A 19,081-nucleotide genomic window follows, 5' to 3' on the forward strand; every position below is an offset into this window, starting at 1 on the left:
TTATAATGCATATTACATACGATCTGCCGGTTGCTATTGATGACATTATTGAAGCAAAACAACGTCTGGCTGGGCGAATTTATAAAACAGGCATGCCTCGATCTAACTATTTTAGCGAACGTTGCAAAGGTGAAATATTCCTTAAGTTTGAAAACATGCAGCGTACCGGGTCATTTAAAATTCGTGGCGCATTTAATAAATTAAGCTCCTTAACTGATGCTGAGAAACGTAAAGGTGTAGTGGCCTGTTCAGCAGGGAACCACGCGCAAGGGGTTTCGCTCTCCTGTGCGATGTTGGGGATTGATGGTAAAGTTGTAATGCCGAAAGGCGCGCCAAAATCCAAAGTTGCGGCAACGTGTGACTACTCTGCTGAAGTGGTACTGCACGGCGACAACTTCAACGACACCATCGCCAAAGTGAGCGAAATTGTCGAAACGGAAGGTCGCATCTTTATTCCACCTTATGATGATCCGAAAGTGATTGCCGGTCAGGGAACCATTGGGCTGGAAATTATGGAAGATCTTTATGATGTCGATAACGTCATTGTGCCAATTGGCGGTGGCGGTTTAATTGCCGGTATTGCGGTGGCAATTAAATCTATTAACCCGACCATTCGTGTTATTGGTGTGCAGTCAGAAAACGTTCACGGCATGGCGGCTTCTTTCCACTCCGGAGAAATAACCACGCACCGAACTACCGGCACCCTGGCGGATGGTTGTGATGTCGCCCGCCCGGGTAATTTAACTTACGAAATCGTTCGTGAATTAGTCGATGACATCGTGCTGGTTAGTGAAGACGAAATCAGAAACAGTATGATTGCCTTAATTCAGCGTAATAAAGTCGTTACCGAAGGTGCAGGCGCTTTGGCATGTGCTGCATTATTAAGCGGTAAATTAGACCAATATATTCAAAACAGAAAAACCGTCAGTATTATTTCTGGCGGTAATATCGATCTTTCTCGCGTCTCTCAAATCACCGGTTTCGTTGACGCTTAATTAATTCGTTGAGGATAGGATATGAGTACTTCAGATAGCATTGTATCCAGCCAGACAAAACAATCGTCCTGGCGTAAATCAGATACCACATGGACGTTAGGCTTGTTTGGTACGGCAATCGGCGCCGGGGTGCTGTTCTTCCCTATCCGCGCAGGTTTTGGCGGACTGATCCCGATTCTTCTGATGTTGGTATTGGCATACCCGATTGCGTTTTATTGCCACCGGGCGCTGGCGCGTCTGTGTCTCTCTGGCTCTAACCCTTCCGGCAACATTACGGAAACGGTAGAAGAGCACTTTGGTAAAACCGGCGGTGTGGTCATCACGTTCCTGTATTTCTTCGCGATTTGCCCACTGTTGTGGATTTATGGCGTTACCATCACCAACACCTTTATGACCTTCTGGGAAAACCAGCTCGGTTTTGCACCGCTGAATCGTGGCTTCGTGGCGCTGTTCCTGCTGCTGCTGATGGCGTTCGTCATTTGGTTTGGTAAAGATCTGATGGTTAAAGTGATGAGCTACCTGGTATGGCCTTTTATCGCCAGCCTGGTGCTGATTTCTCTGTCGCTGATCCCTTACTGGAACTCTGCGGTTATCGATCAAGTTGACCTTGGTGCGCTGTCGTTAACAGGTCATGACGGTATCCTGATCACCGTCTGGCTGGGGATTTCCATCATGGTTTTCTCCTTTAACTTCTCACCAATCGTCTCTTCTTTCGTCGTTTCTAAGCGTGAAGAGTATGAGAAAGACTTTGGTCGCGACTTCACTGAGCAGAAATGTTCACAAATCATCTCTCGCGCCAGTATGCTGATGGTTGCAGTGGTCATGTTCTTTGCCTTCAGCTGCCTGTTTACGCTGTCTCCGGCGAACATGGCGGAAGCAAAAGCGCAGAATATTCCGGTGCTTTCTTACCTGGCTAACCACTTTGCATCCATGACCGGCACCAAAACGACGTTCGCTATTATTCTGGAATATGCGGCGTCCATCATCGCGCTGGTTGCTATCTTCAAATCTTTCTTCGGTCACTATCTGGGGACGCTGGAAGGTCTGAACGGTCTGATTCTGAAGTTCGGTTATAAAGGCGACAAAACCAAAGTGTCGCTGGGTAAACTGAATACTCTCAGCATGATCTTCATCATGGGTTCAACCTGGGTTGTTGCCTACGCCAACCCGAACATCCTGGATCTGATTGAAGCCATGGGCGCACCGATTATCGCATCCCTGCTGTGCCTGTTGCCAATGTACGCCATCCGTAAGGCGCCGTCTCTGGCGAAATACCGTGGTCGTCTGGATAACGTGTTTGTTACTGTGATTGGTCTGCTGACCATCCTGAACATCGTATACAAACTGTTTTAATCCATAACTCAGGATGAGAAAAGAGATGAATGAATTTCCGGTTGTTTTGGTTATTAACTGTGGTTCGTCTTCGATTAAGTTTTCCGTGCTCGATACCTGTGACTGTGAAGTATTAATGTCAGGTATTGCCGATGGTATTAACTCGGAAAATGCATTCTTATCCGTAAATGGGGGAGAGCCAGCACCGCTGGCTCACCACAGCTACGAAGGTGCATTGAAGGCAATCGCATTTGAACTGGAAAAACGGAATTTAAATGACAGTGTGGCCTTAATTGGCCACCGCATCGCCCACGGCGGCAGTATTTTTACCGAGTCCGCTATTATTACCGATGAGGTCATTGATAATATCCGCCGCGTTTCTCCACTGGCTCCGCTGCATAATTACGCCAATTTAAGTGGCATTGAATCGGCGCAGCAATTATTTCCTGGCGTAACTCAGGTGGCGGTATTTGATACCAGTTTCCACCAGACGATGGCTCCAGAGGCTTATTTATACGGCCTGCCGTGGAAATATTATGAAGAGTTAGGTGTGCGCCGTTATGGTTTCCACGGAACCTCGCACCGCTATGTTTCCCAGCGCGCCCATTCGCTGCTGGACCTGGCGGAAGATGACTCCGGGCTGGTTGTGGCGCATCTTGGTAATGGCGCGTCAATCTGCGCGGTTCGTAACGGTCAGAGCGTAGATACCTCAATGGGAATGACGCCGCTGGAAGGCTTGATGATGGGGACGCGCAGTGGTGATGTCGACTTCGGCGCGATGTCCTGGGTTGCCAGTCAAACCAATCAGAGCCTGGGCGATCTGGAACGCATAGTGAATAAAGAGTCGGGATTATTAGGTATTTCCGGTCTTTCTTCCGACCTGCGCGTACTGGAAAAAGCCTGGCATGAAGGACACGAGCGCGCACAACTGGCAATTAAAACTTTTGTTCATCGAATTGCCCGTCATATTGCCGGACACGCTGCCTCATTACATCGTCTGGATGGCATTATATTTACCGGCGGAATAGGCGAAAACTCAAGTTTAATTCGTCGTCTGGTCATGGAACATTTAGCCGTATTAGGCGTTGAGATTGATGTGGAAATGAATAATCAATCTAATTCCTACGGTGAACGTATTATTTCCAGTGAAAATGCGCGCGTAATTTGCGCCGTTATTCCGACTAATGAAGAAAAAATGATTGCCTTAGATGCAATTCATTTAGGCAAAGTTAACGCTCCCGCAGAATTTGCAGAATTTGCATAATTTAGTTGAAGTCTTGTAGAGAGATTATTTTTCATGAAGGTAGATATTGATACCAGCGATAAGCTGTACGCCGACGCATGGCTTGGCTTTAAAGGTACGGACTGGAAAAACGAAATTAATGTCCGCGATTTTATTCAACACAACTATACGCCTTATGAAGGTGATGAATCTTTCCTTGCTGAAGCAACGCCAGCGACCACGGCATTGTGGGAAAAAGTAATGGAAGGCATTCGTATCGAAAATGCGACCCACGCGCCGGTTGATTTCGATACTAATATTGCCACTACCATTACCGCCCATGATGCTGGTTATATTAATCAGCCGCTGGAAAAAATTGTTGGTCTGCAAACCGATGCGCCGTTAAAGCGCGCGCTGCATCCGTTTGGCGGCATTAATATGATTAAAAGTTCATTCCACGCATATGGCCGTGAAATGGACAGCGAATTTGAGTACATCTTTACCGATCTGCGTAAAACCCATAATCAGGGCGTATTTGATGTTTACTCACCGGATATGCTGCGCTGCCGTAAATCTGGCGTTCTGACCGGTTTGCCGGACGGTTATGGTCGTGGGCGCATTATTGGTGACTATCGCCGCGTGGCGCTGTACGGCATCAGTTATCTGGTACGTGAACGCGAACTGCAATTTGCCGATCTCCAGTCTCGTCTGGAAAAAGGTGAGGATCTTGAAGCCACCATCCGTCTGCGTGAAGAGCTGGCAGAACATCGTCATGCGCTGTTGCAGATTCAGGAAATGGCGGCGAAATACGGCTTCGACATCTCCCGTCCGGCGCAGAATGCGCAGGAAGCGGTGCAGTGGCTCTACTTCGCTTACCTGGCGGCGGTGAAATCGCAAAACGGCGGCGCAATGTCTCTGGGTCGTACCGCATCGTTCCTCGATATCTACATTGAGCGCGACTTTAAAGCCGGCGTGCTTAATGAGCAGCAGGCGCAGGAACTGATCGACCACTTCATCATGAAGATCCGCATGGTGCGCTTCCTGCGTACACCGGAATTTGATTCGTTGTTCTCCGGCGACCCCATCTGGGCGACGGAAGTGATCGGCGGGATGGGGCTGGACGGTCGTACGCTGGTGACCAAAAACTCCTTCCGCTATTTGCACACCCTGCACACTATGGGGCCAGCACCGGAACCTAACCTGACCATTCTTTGGTCGGAAGCATTGCCGATTGCCTTCAAAAAATATGCGGCGCAAGTATCTATCGTCACCTCTTCTTTGCAGTATGAAAACGACGATCTGATGCGTACTGACTTCAACAGCGACGATTACGCGATTGCCTGCTGCGTCAGCCCAATGGTGATTGGTAAGCAGATGCAGTTCTTCGGCGCACGCGCTAACCTGGCGAAAACACTGCTGTACGCAATCAACGGCGGGGTGGACGAGAAGCTGAAGATTCAGGTCGGCCCGAAAACGGCACCATTGATGGACGACGTGCTGGATTACAACAAAGTCATGGACAGCCTCGATCATTTCATGGACTGGCTGGCGGTGCAGTACATCAGCGCGCTGAACATCATCCACTACATGCACGACAAGTACAGCTATGAAGCCTCGCTGATGGCGCTGCACGATCGTGATGTCTATCGCACCATGGCTTGCGGCATCGCGGGTCTGTCGGTGGCGACGGATTCACTTTCCGCCATTAAATATGCCCGTGTGAAACCCATCCGTGACGAAAACGGTCTGGCGGTGGATTTTGAAATCGATGGCGAATATCCACAGTACGGTAACAACGACGAGCGCGTAGACAGCATCGCTTGTGACCTGGTTGAACGCTTTATGAAGAAAATTAAAGCACTGCCAACCTATCGCAACGCCGTGCCGACCCAGTCGATCCTGACTATCACTTCTAACGTGGTGTACGGACAGAAAACCGGTAACACACCGGACGGTCGCCGCGCGGGTACGCCGTTTGCGCCGGGCGCTAACCCGATGCACGGTCGTGACCGCAAAGGCGCGGTAGCCTCGCTGACTTCCGTGGCGAAACTGCCGTTCACTTACGCCAAAGACGGTATTTCGTACACCTTCTCGATCGTCCCGGCGGCGCTGGGTAAAGAAGATCCGGTACGCAAAACCAACCTTGTTGGTCTGCTGGATGGATATTTCCATCACGAAGCGGACATCGAAGGCGGTCAACATCTCAACGTTAACGTTATGAATCGGGAAATGTTGTTGGATGCCATTGAGCACCCGGAAAAATACCCGAACCTGACAATCCGTGTCTCTGGCTACGCTGTGCGCTTTAACGCGCTGACCCGCGAACAGCAACAGGATGTGATTTCACGTACCTTTACCCAGGCGCTCTGACGCCGGAGGATGTATGAAAAAGATTATCGAAACGCAACGTGCCCCTGGCGCAATCGGCCCTTATGTTCAGGGCGTTGATTTAGGCAGCATGGTCTTCACCTCCGGGCAAATTCCGGTTTGCCCGCAGACCGGCGAGATCCCGGCTGATGTGAAAGATCAGGCGCGTTTAAGCCTTGAAAACGTCAAAGCGATCGTGGTTGCTGCTGGCCTCACCGTGGGCGATATCATCAAGATGACGGTATTCATCACCGATCTGAACGACTTTGCCACTATCAATGAAGTCTATAAGCAGTTCTTCGATGAGCATCAGGCGACTTACCCGACCCGTAGCTGCGTGCAGGTCGCGCGTTTGCCGAAAGATGTGAAGCTGGAAATTGAAGCTATCGCAGTACGTAGCGTGTAAAGCCCGGAGCGGGGCGATTGCAGAGTCGTCCCGCCCTCTTCACAGAATGGCAATCCGAGAGTGTGGTTATGATTAGTGCATTCGATATTTTCAAAATTGGTATTGGCCCCTCCAGTTCGCATACCGTGGGGCCAATGAATGCTGGAAAAAGTTTTATCGACCGACTGGTGAGTAGTGGCTTATTAACTGCAACAAGTCATATTGTGGTCGATCTTTACGGGTCGTTGTCACTGACGGGCAAAGGCCATGCCACGGATATCGCCATCATTATGGGACTGGCAGGAAACAGCCCGCAGGATGTTGTTATTGATGAGATCCCTGCATTTATTGAACTTGTGACGCGCAGTGGGCGACTGCCGGTGGCTTCTGGTGCGCATATTGTTGATTTTCCTGTAGCAAAGAACATTATCTTCCATCCCGAAATGTTGTCTCGTCATGAGAACGGGATGCGGATTACTGCCTGGAACGGGCAGGAAGAGCTATTAAGCAAAACCTATTACTCTGTCGGCGGCGGTTTTATCGTTGAAGAAGAACACTTCGGCCTGTCGCACGATGTCGAAACACCCGTACCTTATGACTTCCACTCGGCAGGCGAACTGCTGAAAATGTGTGATTACAACGGCCTGTCTATTTCTGGCCTGATGATGCATAACGAGCTGGCGCTGCGCAGCAAAGCGGAAATTGATGCAGGGTTTGCTCGTATCTGGCAGGTGATGCACGACGGTATTGAACGCGGCATGAATACCGAAGGCGTATTGCCTGGCCCGCTCAATGTCCCACGCCGGGCGGTGGCGCTGCGCCGTTTGCTGGTCTCTAGTGACAATATCTCTAACGATCCAATGAACGTCATCGACTGGATCAATATGTTTGCTCTGGCGGTCAGCGAAGAAAACGCCGCTGGCGGACGTGTAGTGACAGCACCAACTAACGGCGCTTGCGGTATTATTCCGGCAGTGCTGGCCTATTACGATAAATTCCGCCGTCCGCTCAATGAGCGATCCATCGCCCGTTTTCTACTGGCGGCTGGCGCTATTGGCGCGCTGTATAAAATGAATGCCTCCATCTCTGGTGCGGAAGTGGGGTGTCAGGGCGAAATTGGCGTGGCCTGTTCGATGGCGGCGGCAGGGTTAACCGAACTGCTGGGCGGCAGCCCGGCGCAGGTATGCAATGCGGCGGAAATCGCTATGGAGCATAACCTTGGGCTGACTTGCGATCCGGTTGCCGGACAAGTGCAAATTCCGTGTATTGAACGTAACGCTATCAACGCTGTGAAAGCGGTAAACGCCGCGCGGATGGCAATGCGGCGTACCTCTGCACCGCGTGTTTCGCTCGATAAAGTGATCGAGACGATGTATGAAACCGGCAAAGATATGAACGATAAATACCGCGAAACTTCACGCGGAGGACTGGCGATAAAAGTGGTCTGCGGCTGATATTTCATCCGCATTTATCTTTGGGTGCACAAAATGTGCACCCTTTTTTATTGTGATCTGCCGCAAATAGAGAATAATTGTTTCTTTTCTGTTGATTTTATAGAAAATTATTATCCATAACTGCTATTTCAAAGTCTTGATTGTGAAGATTTTCTCTAACCTCACGCGTATCATTTCTTCATTCTAATAACTCGCCTGCAAAAAACGTAGACCGCGTATCGCCTTGATGCGGCTCGAAAAAAATAAAAAGCCCTACAAAATATTGAGCGAGAAATTATGGAAATTGCAACGAATAAAGGCGTTATTGCAGACGCTTCGACCCCGGCGGGTCGTGCTGGAATGAGTGAAAGTGAATGGCGTGAAGCAATCAAATTCGACAGTACCGACACCGGCTGGGTGATTATGAGTATCGGGATGGCGATTGGCGCGGGGATTGTTTTTCTCCCGGTACAGGTCGGATTGATGGGATTGTGGGTATTTTTGCTCTCATCAGTGATTGGTTACCCGGCAATGTATCTGTTTCAGCGGTTGTTTATTAATACGCTGGCAGAATCACCGGAGTGTAAAGATTACCCCAGCGTCATCAGCGGTTATTTAGGTAAAAACTGGGGCATCCTGTTAGGTGCACTCTATTTCGTGATGTTGGTGATCTGGATGTTCGTCTATTCCACCGCCATCACCAACGATAGCGCCTCCTATTTACATACTTTTGGCGTGACGGAAAGCGTGCTATCAGACAATCCGTTTTATGGACTGGTACTGATTTGCATTCTGGTAGCCATCTCCTCACGCGGCGAGAAACTGTTATTCAAGATTTCGACTGGCATGGTTCTGACCAAGCTACTGGTGGTCGCGGCGCTGGGCGTGTCGATGGTGGGAATGTGGCATCTGTATAACGTGGGTTCGCTGCCGCCGCTGGGGCTACTGGTGAAAAACGCCATTATTACGCTGCCGTTTACCCTGACGTCGATTCTGTTTATCCAGACATTAAGCCCGATGGTGATTTCCTATCGCTCGCGGGAAAAATCGATTGAAGTAGCGCGGCATAAAGCGTTGCGGGCAATGAACATCGCGTTCGGCATTCTGTTTGTTACCGTCTTTTTCTACGCCGTGTCGTTCACGCTGGCGATGGGACATGACGAAGCGGTAAAAGCCTACGAGCAGAATATTTCCGCGCTGGCGATTGCCGCACAGTTTATTAGCGGTGACGGTGCAGCGTGGGTAAAAGTGGTTAGTGTCATTCTCAATATCTTTGCCGTAATGACCGCGTTTTTTGGCGTCTATTTAGGCTTCCGTGAAGCAACGCAAGGGATCGTAATGAACATCCTGCGCCGCAAGATACCGGCCGAGAAGATTAACGAAACTCTCGTTCAGCGCGGCATCATGATTTTCGCCATTTTACTGGCCTGGAGCGCCATCGTACTGAACGCGCCGGTGTTGAGCTTCACCTCTATCTGTAGCCCGATATTCGGCATGGTAGGGTGCCTGATCCCGGCGTGGCTGGTTTACAAAGTACCGGCATTGCACAAATACAAAGGGATGTCTCTGTACCTGATTATCGTCACCGGTTTGTTGCTTTGCGTTTCTCCGTTCCTGGCATTTTCTTGATTTACCTGAAATTTTAAGGTTTTTATTATGTTTGATTCGACTTTAAATCCGTTATGGCAGCGTTACATCCTCGCCGTTCAGGAGGAAGTAAAACCGGCGCTGGGATGTACTGAACCTATTTCACTGGCGCTGGCAGCGGCGGTTGCTGCGGCAGAACTGGAAGGTCCGGTTGAACGTGTAGAAGCCTGGGTTTCGCCAAATCTGATGAAGAACGGTCTGGGCGTTACTGTTCCCGGCACGGGAATGGTGGGACTGCCGATTGCGGCGGCGCTGGGAGCGTTAGGTGGAAATGCCAAAGCCGGGCTGGAAGTGCTGAAAGACGCAACTGCGCAGGCGATTGCTGATGCCAAAGCATTGCTGGCGGCGGGGAAAGTCTCGGTTAAGATCCAGGAACCTTGCGACGAGATCCTCTTCTCACGCGCCAAAGTCTGGAACGGCGAGAAGTGGGCGTGTGTCACCATCGTCGGTGGACATACCAACATTGTGCATATTGAGACGCACAATGGCGTGGTATTTGCCCAGCAGGCATGTGTGACAGAGGGGGAGCAAGAGTCGCCGCTGGCGGTGCTCTCCAGAACGACGCTCGCCGAGATCCTGAAGTTCGTCAATGAAGTCCCGTTTGAGGCGATCCGCTTTATTCTCGATTCTGCGAAGTTAAACTGTGCATTATCGCAGGAAGGTTTGAGTGGCAACTGGGGGCTGCATATTGGCGCAACGCTGGAAAAACAGTGTGCGCGCGGTTTGTTGGCGAAGGATCTCTCCTCGTCGATTGTGATTCGTACCAGCGCGGCATCTGATGCGCGTATGGGCGGCGCAACGCTTCCGGCGATGAGTAACTCCGGTTCTGGTAACCAGGGGATCACCGCGACAATGCCCGTAGTGGTGGTCGCGGAACACTTCGGGGTGGATGATGAACGGCTGGCACGCGCGCTGATGCTTTCGCATTTGAGCGCGATTTACATCCATAACCAGTTGCCGCGTTTATCCGCGCTGTGCGCGGCGACGACGGCAGCAATGGGGGCTGCCGCTGGGATGGCGTGGCTGGTGGATGGGCGTTATGAAACGATCTCTATGGCTATCAGCAGTATGATCGGCGATGTCAGCGGCATGATTTGCGATGGTGCGTCGAACAGTTGTGCGATGAAGGTTTCGACCAGTGCTTCGGCAGCGTGGAAAGCGGTGTTAATGGCGCTGGATGATACCGCCGTGACCGGCAATGAAGGGATTGTGGCGCATGATGTTGAGCAGTCGATTGCCAATCTGTGTGCGCTGGCAAGCCATTCGATGCAGCAAACGGATCGGCAGATTATCGAGATTATGGCGAGCAAGGCCAGATAAGCGGCGAGTCTTGGGTATCGTACCTGAAGCCGGATGCGATGCTGGCGCATCTTATCCGGCCTGCGGGATGCGCAATTTATTGATGCTGTTGGGTTTTGTAGGCCGGATAAGGCGTTTACGCCGCATCCGGCAACCTGTCTTTATGCGGCGGCTTCATCCTCGGCTAACCGCGTTTCGGCATCAGCTACTATCGCTTCCAGCTCGCTCAACATCTCTTCATAGCCAAAGTTTTTAGTTGCGCGAGTGGTTTCTTTCGCCACAACGGGCTTCACTGACTGGCGTTTCTTCGCCGATTTTTTACTCATCATCTTCTCCCTGTAAAAACAACTAGACAGGTAAATCTATCAGTAAAGCGCGCAGCGGGGAATCAGCAACCAGCGTAATGTTAGCCTCGTCACGAATAAATGCACCATCACCGCAGGTCAGTGCCGCTTTCTCTTCATGATGCGTAATCGCATGAAATTGGCCGTGAATCGATTGTAAATAGGCGCGCGGGCCGTGAAGTTGAAAGTTCGCACTTTCGCCCTTAGCGAGCACAATATGATGCAACCACACTTGCTGGCGCAGTTGCAGGCTACCCTCTGTGCCATCGGGCGAGGCGATTAATTGCTGCTTGCCCATATTAAGCGCCAGTTTTTGAATCAGCGGATTCTCTCGCTGCGGGCAGGCATCCAGCCAAAGCTGCATCCGCGTTAACGGTTTGTCTTTGCTAATGTTATGTTCGCTATAACTCACGCCCGGCTGAGTAGAAAGCAATAAGGCTTCACCGGCGCTGGCCTGAACATGATTGCCTTCACTGTCGCGGTATTCTGCTTCTCCATCCAGAATCACATTCAAAATATCGACTTTTGGATAGGTTCGTGGCTGAAAGGCGGCTCCTGGAGCCAGCACTTCCTGATTGAGCACGCGCAGGGAGGCGTAGCCTAACAATTTAGGGTCGAAGTAGTGTCCAAAGGAAAAAGTATACCGGGCCTGTAACCATCCGTAGTCTGCTTGTCCACACTGCCTGGCAGTTCGGGTAGTAATCATAATTATTGACCTCTCTTTACTTCCTTTTATGGTAAGGGGCTGGACGCTACATTGTTAGCCAGATATTCTGCCCGGTATGTTCAAATTTCCTGAATGAGAACGACATGGCCAAAGAAAGGGCATTAACGCTGGAAGCACTGCGTGTTATGGACGCGATCGATCGCCGTGGCAGTTTTGCGGCGGCGGCAGATGAGCTGGGACGCGTGCCTTCTGCGCTTAGCTACACCATGCAAAAACTGGAAGAAGAGCTGGATGTGGTACTGTTTGACCGCTCTGGCCATCGCACCAAATTCACCAATGTCGGGCGTATGTTGCTGGAGCGAGGACGCGTTCTGCTGGAAGCGGCAGATAAACTGACTACTGATGCGGAAGCCCTCGCGCGCGGTTGGGAAACGCATCTCACCATTGTGACCGAGGCGCTGGTGCCGACGGCTGCCTTTTTCCCTTTGATCGACAAACTGGCGGTGAAAGCCAATACCCAACTGGCAATTATCACCGAAGTGCTGGCGGGCGCGTGGGAGCGGCTGGAGCAGGGGCGAGCAGATATAGTTATCGCGCCGGATATGCATTTTCGTTCCTCGTCGGAGATCAACTCGCGCAAGCTCTATACCTTAATGAACGTCTACGTTGCCGCGCCGGATCACCCGATTCACCAGGAGCCGGAACCGCTTTCTGAGGTGACGCGCGTGAAATATCGCGGAATTGCGGTTGCGGATACCGCTCGTGAGCGTCCGGTATTGACGGTGCAGTTGCTGGACAAACAGCCGCGCTTAACGGTCAGCACCATTGAAGATAAACGCCAGGCGTTACTGGCGGGGCTGGGTGTCGCAACTATGCCGTATCCGATGGTGGAAAAAGATATTGCTGAAGGACGGCTACGTGTCGTTAGCCCGGAATCGACCAGCGAGATCGATATTATTATGGCCTGGCGTCGCGACAGTATGGGAGAAGCAAAATCCTGGTGTTTGCGGGAAATTCCAAAGTTGTTCGCCGGAAAATAAACGATTAAGCACCTTTCACAAGGTGCTTAATTATTATTCCTGTTCCAGTTTCGGGTCTGGCCCAAAGCGGTTTTCACCCGGTGTACCCGCCTGGCAGTTAAAGACGATGATAATCAGCCAGCCGATAAACGGGATTAAGAACAGCAGTACCCACCACGCCGAGCGGTCGGTGTCGTGCAGGCGGCGGAACTGAACTGCCCACCACGGTAAAAACACCAGAATGCCATAGATTGTCGTCAGGATGCCTTCGCCACCGGCGCGTTGCCAGCCTAACATTTTATCCAGTAGTCCCAGCACGAACGTAAAGATGATGTTGACCAGAATAAACATCCAGTACTCTTTGCGCCGCGCACGACCCCGAAATCCGACATAATTTTTTAGTACTTTCAGATACCAGTCCATTTTTGCCTCAATTTTGCTCAATCACTTGTTTTTAAAGCAGCAAATTAAGAATAGACATGAATGAAATGGCAGTAAATATCACTATGATGAATTAATAAGGCGCAATGAACGGAACTTCAGACTGATGGCAAGCGCAAAATCGCCAGATGCGCTACGCTTATCTGGCCTGTGAGTTCTCTGCAATGTATTGAATGTACAATATTTTTAGGTCAAATAAGCCGTTCAAGCCGCATCCGACATGAACAACACGCACTTAGCTAGCAATCAGAGGCACCACGAAGGGTGCCTTTGTCTAGCCGAAGCGAACGTCCCGCCCGTGCGGTTCATCAAGATCCTGCCACGGACCAATCGAAATAATCCCCGTAGGGTTGATGGTCTTATGGCTGCGGAAGTAGTGATTACGGATGTGATCAAAATTGACAGTTTCGGCAATCCCCGGCATCTGGTAGATATCGCGCAGGAAGCCGTACAGATTCAGGTAATCGCTGATGCGGTGCTTATCACATTTGAAGTGGGTGACATACACCGGATCAAAACGCACCAGCGTGGTCCACAGGCGAATATCAGCTTCGGTTAACTGGTTACCGGTCAGATAGCGATGCTGACCTAAGATCTGCTCCAGTCGCGCCAGCGATTCAAACACTTTCACCACCGCCTCGTCGTAGGCTTCCTGGCTGGTAGCAAAACCGGCTTTATACACGCCATTGTTGACGGTGTCGTAAATCCAGCCGTTAAGTTCGTCAATTTTAGTTTGCAGCGCAGGAGGATAATAATCTCCCGCTTTCGCGCCCAGTGCATCAAACGCGGTATTGAACATGCGGATGATTTCCGCCGATTCGTTGCTGACAATGGTGTGGTTCTTTTTGTCCCATAGCACGGGAACAGTGACACGTCCGCTATAGTGTGGATCGGCGTGGAGATAAAGCTGATACAGAAACTCATGTTGATAGAGCGTATCACCGGTTGCACCCGGAAAACTGTCATCGAAGGTCCAGCCGTTTTCCAGCATCAGCGGATTCACCACGGAAACGGAGATAAACGGTTCCAGACCTTTGAGTTTACGCATAATCAGCGTGCGGTGCGCCCACGGGCAGGCGAGTGAAACATAGAGATGGTAGCGATCTTTTTCTGCGGCAAAACCGCCTTTGCCGGTAGGTCCTGGTGCGCCGTCAGCGGTGAGCCAGTTACGAAATGCGGAAGCTGAACGTTGAAATTTACCGCCGGTGGATTTGGTGTCGTACCAGGTGTCATGCCAGACGCCGTCAATCAGTTGACCCATTTTTCTCTCCTCCAATAGCAAAAACGAGGAGTGTTTCTCCTCGTTTCAGATTGCTGGCAAAGTGCACATTTTTGATTGTCGGATGCGATGCTTACGCATCTTATCCGACCAACAAATATCGTTAAGTATAGTCTCTGCTTACCACTTTTTATTCAGCAGGCGGTCGATGCTGAATGCGCCCGGCCCCGTAATTGCCAGCAGCAGGAATCCGCCAGAAATGGTCAGGTTTTTCATAAACATCAGCGAGTTCATGCCCTCTGCAAAATTGCTGTGAAATAAAAACGCAGTCAGCAGTGTAAAGCCAGCGGTAAACAGCGCCGTGGTACGAGTCAGGAAACCAAACAGAATTGCCAGACCACCGCCAAACTCAAGCAAAATCACCAGCGGCAGCATAAAGCCGGGGACGCCCATTGCTTCCATATATTGTTGCGTACCCGCGTAGCCTGTAATTTTTCCCCAGCCTGCCGTAATAAACAGAATCGGCATTAAAATACGCGCTACCAGTACACCAATATCTTCTAATTTTTTCATCTTACTCTCCACTGCGCCGCTCAGGCTGCTGATTGTTTTTTTGTGCATTGACGCGGTATTAGCGTCGTTGCTGTCGATGGAGAGAAGCATAAACGTAGTGAATGGTGATTGTTAGCAAGGAAAACTGTCAAATTTTTTCAAAAATTTTGAGGGATAAGGCCGGAATGGCTCCGGCCAGAAAGACGTTAACCGCGCAGCTGTTGCTGTTTGAGGGTGGTTTTAACCAGACGCCAGGCACTCCATACGCCAAAACCGCGCCTGGCCCAGCGAACCAGCATATTCGGATGGCGAATTGTCCAGATAGCCATCACGCTACTGCCAACCAGCGCCCAGGAGCGCAGACTCAACAGTATATTCCAGCGACGATCGTAAGCGCCTGTTGCTTCCAGCCAGTCTCGACGACTGGCGGAAAGATCCAGCCGTTGTTGCTGGATCTGGCTAAGTAGTTGTGCCTTGCGGCGTTCACGTTCGACTTTACCGCTCACGGGACTCCTCCTCGAGCAGTTGCCGATCGTTCGCCAGTTCATGGCGCGTGTGGCGCAACAGTGTCGATTTCCGTGACTTGCGTAACGTCCAGATACCGCCAATCAGTGCCAGTAGCAGCAACACCACGGTGGTGGCAATCATCGCATTCAGGCGATATTGCGGATCAACCGCCCAGATAATCAGCACCATCAGGCTCATAAGACCAAATGCAGCGAAAAGCATCGTCAGGCCCAGCATCAGTAACAGTTGAAAGAGATTGGCTTTTTCCTCTTCCAGCTCCACCACCGCCAGCCGCAGACGTGTCTCCACCATTTCGACCATGATGGTGACTATTCGCTGCCCGATGCCCAGAACGCTTTTACCGGGCCCTTGCGCGTGATGAGTGTCCGCCATAATTAACGACGCGACAGCAGAACGCCGAGCACTACACCGATTACAGCGCCAATGCCCACACCCGTCCACGGATTTTCACGCACGTACTCATCGGCACGCGCCGCCGCTTCACGAGTCTGTTTGGCAATTGCCTCGCCAGTTTCACCCAGGCGATAGCGGCTCTGTTTTAGCGCCTGCTCTGCTTTACTACGAATCTTACTCAACTCTTCTTTCGACTTATCTCCTGAGGCGCTTAGTACTTCTTCCAGCGTATCAGACAGGGATTTCAACTCTGCACGCAAATGTTCCGTAGTGTGTTCTTTCGACATAGTTTTCTCCAGGTGAGTAAGTAATGACTATTGTGAATTAGTAGTCGCGCGCTTCCAGCTTTTTCAGCTCTTCCTGCGCTTCTGCCAGTTTCCGTTCGCGTTTGGCAATCTTGTCCGCATCGCCTTTTTGCTTCGCCTCGGCTAAATCTTGCTTGCGTTCCGCCACCTCATCTTTCTGCTTAGCGATTTTTTTCTGATGATCGGCGCGAAGCTGGCTATCTGAACAGTTGGCCCGGACTTCACTCAGGGCTTTATTCAGACCGTCAATACGATTCTGGTTTTGGTGTTTTTCGGCATAGCTGATCTCCTTAAGGATATTTTGCTCCTTTTCCTGACACAGGGTAGTGGCATAACTACCGGCACTAAGAGCAAAAAGAGAAACAGCTAAAGCAATGCGGTATTTCATTCTTGAACCTTCCATTGTGACTCGAACCTATTACAAAGGAACGATTGTCCAGACAACGAAGCGGTAGTGTTAACCACCGCCTCATTAATCATAGACAGTAACGGTGAAATCACCAAAGTGAGTGATATGTTTCGGATAACAGGAAGTTATCCGAAGCGATGAGAATTATCCCGCAGCCGGGTCAGCCACTGCATGGCCTGACTGTTATCGTCCTGCTGCGCAATGATGTAGCCATGGGGCAATGTTCTGTCGAGGACTGCTTTTGCGGCGGCACTCTGGTCGCTGGAGTCAAACGTAATTAACAGAGTGTCGTTCTTGGGGGTAATGCTTTTGAAAGGAATGCCGTGAGCGTCAAGGTGATGCCAGATGGAAAAACCGTCTGGCATCGTCATGCCTTGATGAACGGCACGGATCGCCAGCGTTGAATCTTGCTGACGAACCGCAGACCAGGCCAGCAACAGCGTGCCGACCAGCAATAAAGCAGCGCCGAACCAGACTAGCTGGCGAAGCGACATGCGAGGTATTTGCATCCTTTACCCCCGATTTCCATATTTCTTTTTCCATAACACGACCAGAGAACCTGCCAGGCCAAATACCAGCAGTACCACCGGGAGCAGCATCAGGCATGACATTAGCTGATCCTCGTACTTCAAAAATACCGGCGTTTTGCCGAGCATGTAACCCAGGGTTGTCAGGATCAACACCCACAACAAACCGCTCATCCAGTTGAAGAACTGAAAGCGTGCGTTATTCAGCCCTGATAACCCGGCAATGGTCGGCAGCAGTGTTCTGACAAACGCAATAAAGCGACCAATTAATAGCGCCGATAAACCGTGTTTGTGAAAAAGATGGTGTGCGCGTTGGTGATAGTGCGCGGGTAAATGGGAAAGCCAGTTTTGCACAGTGCGGGTATTGCCCAGCCATCGCCCCTGTATGTAACTGACCCAGCAGCCAAGGCTGGCGGCTACGGTCAATAGCAAAATCGTTTGTGGATAACCCATCGCGCCTTTAGCAATCAATACGCCGACCAACACCAGTAAGCTGTCGCCCGGTAAAAAGGCTGCCGGAAGCAAGCCGTTTTCAAGGAACAAAATTACAAACAAGACAAAATACAACATGCCAATCATCGACGGATTGGCCAGCGTTTCAAAATCCTGCGCCCACAGGGCCTGCAGTAATTGGGTCAAAAGTTCCATTCATTATTCCTGGTGAATCGGTTAACGCCACGCCGGTTTTAAATGATGCACTCCCGCCAGATTATTGCTGTTTTTGTATGGATTGCGGGTCGGAGCACCAACACGGCCTGAACTATTCCCTGTTAAAACGTGAGATAAGAAAACATTTAATAGCATAAATTCAAATTGAATCTAATTGTAACAAAGGTCAACGTTGTTCGTTATCAAAATTACATGTCCGTGGAGTCTGATTTTGCTGATTGCAGGGGAGGGTGGCGAGAGGATTTACACAGGCTGACACTTTATACTTTTTGCTTACTGACAAAGCGTACAGGCGCGTTGTAGCGCCTGCCCGATGGGAATTTCATTTGCTGCCGCTGGCGGCCGTATCCAGATGCACAACCGGGTTTTCTGCGAACAGGTAACGGTCGGCGTTGAACTCGAAATCGTCGCTGGTTTCGTTAAATAACATTATCTTGGTGTTTTCCAGATGCTGCCACATTGCCAGCTTAGCGGCATGGGGATCTTTGCGAATTAACGCCTTAAGGATCTGATCGTGGTCATCACACCAGTTATCGACGGTACGGGAATCAATGTGTTCGTGGAGTTTTTTCCAGTACGGGTTATGGCTACGCTGGGTCCACATCTTCTCAACGATGGCTGCCAGGGCTGAGTTCTGCGTCGCCAGGGCAACCTGAATATGGAACTGCAAATCCCACTCGGAATCGCGGAAGCATTGTTCGCCGCGAGCCTGCTCCTGGATGGCCATCAATTTCATGATGTCCTGTTTGGTCACCTGGGTTGCGGCAAACTCGGCAATATTGCTCTCGATAAGCTGGCGAGCCTGTAGCAGTTCAAACGGGCCGTAATTGGCAAATTCCATATTATCGTCAGCCGCCTGCTGATGGCGCGGCTGGTTGGAAACCACGTGAATACCTGAACCTTTACGCACCTCCACATAGCCTTCAACTTCCAGCATGATGATGGCTTCACGAACTACCGTTCGGCTGACGTTTTTTTCATCGGCAATAAAACGTTCAGCGGGCAGTTTATCACCCACCAGATAGACGCCCTGCTCAATGCGCTCTTTCAGGTCAGCAGCAAGTTGTTGGTACAAACGGCGTGGTTCAGAGATTTCCATATGCGTCTCCCGGAATGGAATGCGGACAAAGTTATCATACCACTTTATTTATGGGTATGCCATTGTTCATATATAAATATGGTGATTGAAATAATGTATTTAATTAACATTGTGAATATTTATAAATTCCTAAAAATTAAGCGTCGATATTGTGAAAATTACTATGTTTCAGTAACTTAATTTTTCGCTTTTTAAATTAATATTAACTAAAAATGCTTTTTTATATTGA

The 19,081-nt window shown here is 50.3% G+C and carries 21 protein-coding genes; 9 read left to right on the top strand and 12 right to left on the bottom strand.

The window, feature by feature from the left end; genetic code table 11:
• Nucleotides 1-5 precede the first annotated feature (5 nt).
• The 8 genes from tdcB (at nucleotide 6) to cyuA (ending at nucleotide 10,701) form a co-directional block, all read left to right on the top strand.
• Nucleotides 6-995, top strand: a complete 990-nt coding sequence (gene tdcB / locus LG381_RS07375) for a bifunctional threonine ammonia-lyase/L-serine ammonia-lyase TdcB (RefSeq protein WP_000548353.1) — start codon at nucleotides 6-8, stop codon at nucleotides 993-995.
• A gap of 21 nt (nucleotides 996-1,016) precedes the next feature.
• Nucleotides 1,017-2,348, top strand: a complete 1,332-nt coding sequence (tdcC, locus tag LG381_RS07380) for a threonine/serine transporter TdcC (RefSeq protein WP_000107715.1) — start codon at nucleotides 1,017-1,019, stop codon at nucleotides 2,346-2,348.
• Nucleotides 2,349-2,373: 25 nt separating this feature from the next.
• Nucleotides 2,374-3,591: a propionate kinase gene (gene tdcD, locus LG381_RS07385; protein ID WP_225762196.1), complete on the top strand. Its 1,218-nt coding sequence runs from the start codon at nucleotides 2,374-2,376 to the stop codon at nucleotides 3,589-3,591.
• Nucleotides 3,592-3,624: 33 nt separating this feature from the next.
• Entirely contained in the window at nucleotides 3,625-5,919 is a 2,295-nt protein-coding gene (gene tdcE / locus LG381_RS07390; protein WP_225762197.1) for a 2-ketobutyrate formate-lyase/pyruvate formate-lyase, read from the top strand.
• Between the two features lie 13 nt (nucleotides 5,920-5,932).
• Nucleotides 5,933-6,322, top strand: coding sequence for an enamine/imine deaminase (locus tag LG381_RS07395; protein ID WP_000719986.1), 390 nt, complete (start codon nucleotides 5,933-5,935; stop codon nucleotides 6,320-6,322).
• Nucleotides 6,323-6,390: 68 nt separating this feature from the next.
• The gene (tdcG, locus tag LG381_RS07400) at nucleotides 6,391-7,755 is read left to right on the top strand and encodes an L-serine ammonia-lyase (RefSeq protein ID WP_000622149.1); all 1,365 of its coding nucleotides are present in this window, start codon (nucleotides 6,391-6,393) and stop codon (nucleotides 7,753-7,755) included.
• Nucleotides 7,756-8,031: 276 nt separating this feature from the next.
• On the top strand, nucleotides 8,032-9,363 hold the full coding sequence (locus LG381_RS07405; protein WP_000401618.1) for an amino acid permease: 1,332 nt from the start codon (nucleotides 8,032-8,034) through the stop codon (nucleotides 9,361-9,363).
• A 27-nt stretch (nucleotides 9,364-9,390) separates the two neighbouring features.
• Entirely contained in the window at nucleotides 9,391-10,701 is a 1,311-nt protein-coding gene (cyuA, locus tag LG381_RS07410; protein WP_000460496.1) for a cysteine desulfidase, read from the top strand.
• Nucleotides 10,702-10,841: 140 nt separating this feature from the next.
• On the opposite strand, the gene yhaL is transcribed toward cyuA, so the two are convergent.
• Both yhaL and LG381_RS07420 read right to left on the bottom strand, forming a co-directional pair.
• A complete protein-coding gene (yhaL, locus tag LG381_RS07415) occupies nucleotides 10,842-11,006 on the bottom strand; it encodes a protein YhaL (RefSeq protein ID WP_010346326.1) in 165 nt (54 codons plus the stop codon).
• A gap of 22 nt (nucleotides 11,007-11,028) precedes the next feature.
• The gene (locus tag LG381_RS07420) at nucleotides 11,029-11,730 is read right to left on the bottom strand and encodes a pirin family protein (protein WP_000633570.1); all 702 of its coding nucleotides are present in this window, start codon (nucleotides 11,728-11,730) and stop codon (nucleotides 11,029-11,031) included.
• Between the two features lie 104 nt (nucleotides 11,731-11,834).
• Between LG381_RS07420 and yhaJ the strand changes: the two genes are divergently transcribed.
• Nucleotides 11,835-12,731, top strand: coding sequence for a DNA-binding transcriptional regulator YhaJ (yhaJ, locus tag LG381_RS07425; RefSeq protein ID WP_001041002.1), 897 nt, complete (start codon nucleotides 11,835-11,837; stop codon nucleotides 12,729-12,731).
• Between the two features lie 33 nt (nucleotides 12,732-12,764).
• On the opposite strand, the gene LG381_RS07430 is transcribed toward yhaJ, so the two are convergent.
• The 10 genes from LG381_RS07430 to exuR form a co-directional block, all read right to left on the bottom strand.
• Nucleotides 12,765-13,133, bottom strand: a complete 369-nt coding sequence (locus LG381_RS07430; RefSeq protein ID WP_000384146.1) for a DUF805 domain-containing protein — start codon at nucleotides 13,131-13,133, stop codon at nucleotides 12,765-12,767.
• A 292-nt stretch (nucleotides 13,134-13,425) separates the two neighbouring features.
• On the bottom strand, nucleotides 13,426-14,412 hold the full coding sequence (yqjG, locus tag LG381_RS07435) for a glutathionyl-hydroquinone reductase YqjG (RefSeq protein ID WP_000531183.1): 987 nt from the start codon (nucleotides 14,410-14,412) through the stop codon (nucleotides 13,426-13,428).
• 138 nt (nucleotides 14,413-14,550) lie between these two features.
• Nucleotides 14,551-14,943, bottom strand: coding sequence for a DoxX family protein (locus tag LG381_RS07440; RefSeq protein ID WP_000732221.1), 393 nt, complete (start codon nucleotides 14,941-14,943; stop codon nucleotides 14,551-14,553).
• A 185-nt stretch (nucleotides 14,944-15,128) separates the two neighbouring features.
• Nucleotides 15,129-15,428, bottom strand: coding sequence for a YqjK-like family protein (locus tag LG381_RS07445; protein ID WP_000015589.1), 300 nt, complete (start codon nucleotides 15,426-15,428; stop codon nucleotides 15,129-15,131).
• Nucleotides 15,418-15,822, bottom strand: a complete 405-nt coding sequence (locus LG381_RS07450; RefSeq protein WP_000785727.1) for a phage holin family protein — start codon at nucleotides 15,820-15,822, stop codon at nucleotides 15,418-15,420. Before LG381_RS07450 ends, LG381_RS07445 begins: the two co-directional genes overlap by 11 nt.
• Before the next feature lie 2 nt (nucleotides 15,823-15,824).
• The gene (locus LG381_RS07455; protein ID WP_225762198.1) at nucleotides 15,825-16,130 is read right to left on the bottom strand and encodes a YqjD family protein; all 306 of its coding nucleotides are present in this window, start codon (nucleotides 16,128-16,130) and stop codon (nucleotides 15,825-15,827) included.
• Between the two features lie 37 nt (nucleotides 16,131-16,167).
• Nucleotides 16,168-16,536 carry a DUF1090 family protein YqjC gene (yqjC, locus tag LG381_RS07460; protein WP_010346332.1) on the bottom strand — a complete coding sequence of 123 codons (369 nt, stop codon included), beginning with the start codon at nucleotides 16,534-16,536 and terminating at the stop codon, nucleotides 16,168-16,170.
• Between the two features lie 146 nt (nucleotides 16,537-16,682).
• Nucleotides 16,683-17,066 carry an EnvZ/OmpR regulon moderator MzrA gene (mzrA, locus tag LG381_RS07465; protein WP_001166774.1) on the bottom strand — a complete coding sequence of 128 codons (384 nt, stop codon included), beginning with the start codon at nucleotides 17,064-17,066 and terminating at the stop codon, nucleotides 16,683-16,685.
• 3 nt (nucleotides 17,067-17,069) lie between these two features.
• Nucleotides 17,070-17,732, bottom strand: a complete 663-nt coding sequence (gene yqjA, locus LG381_RS07470; protein WP_000422149.1) for a DedA family general envelope maintenance protein YqjA — start codon at nucleotides 17,730-17,732, stop codon at nucleotides 17,070-17,072.
• Between the two features lie 343 nt (nucleotides 17,733-18,075).
• Nucleotides 18,076-18,852, bottom strand: a complete 777-nt coding sequence (gene exuR, locus LG381_RS07475) for a transcriptional regulator ExuR (protein ID WP_000406033.1) — start codon at nucleotides 18,850-18,852, stop codon at nucleotides 18,076-18,078.
• Between the last annotated feature and the right edge of the window lie 229 nt (nucleotides 18,853-19,081).

It is taken from the genome of Escherichia sp. Marseille-Q3837 (assembly GCF_916618735.1).
GTDB classification, from domain to species: Bacteria; Pseudomonadota; Gammaproteobacteria; order Enterobacterales; family Enterobacteriaceae; genus Escherichia; species Escherichia ruysiae.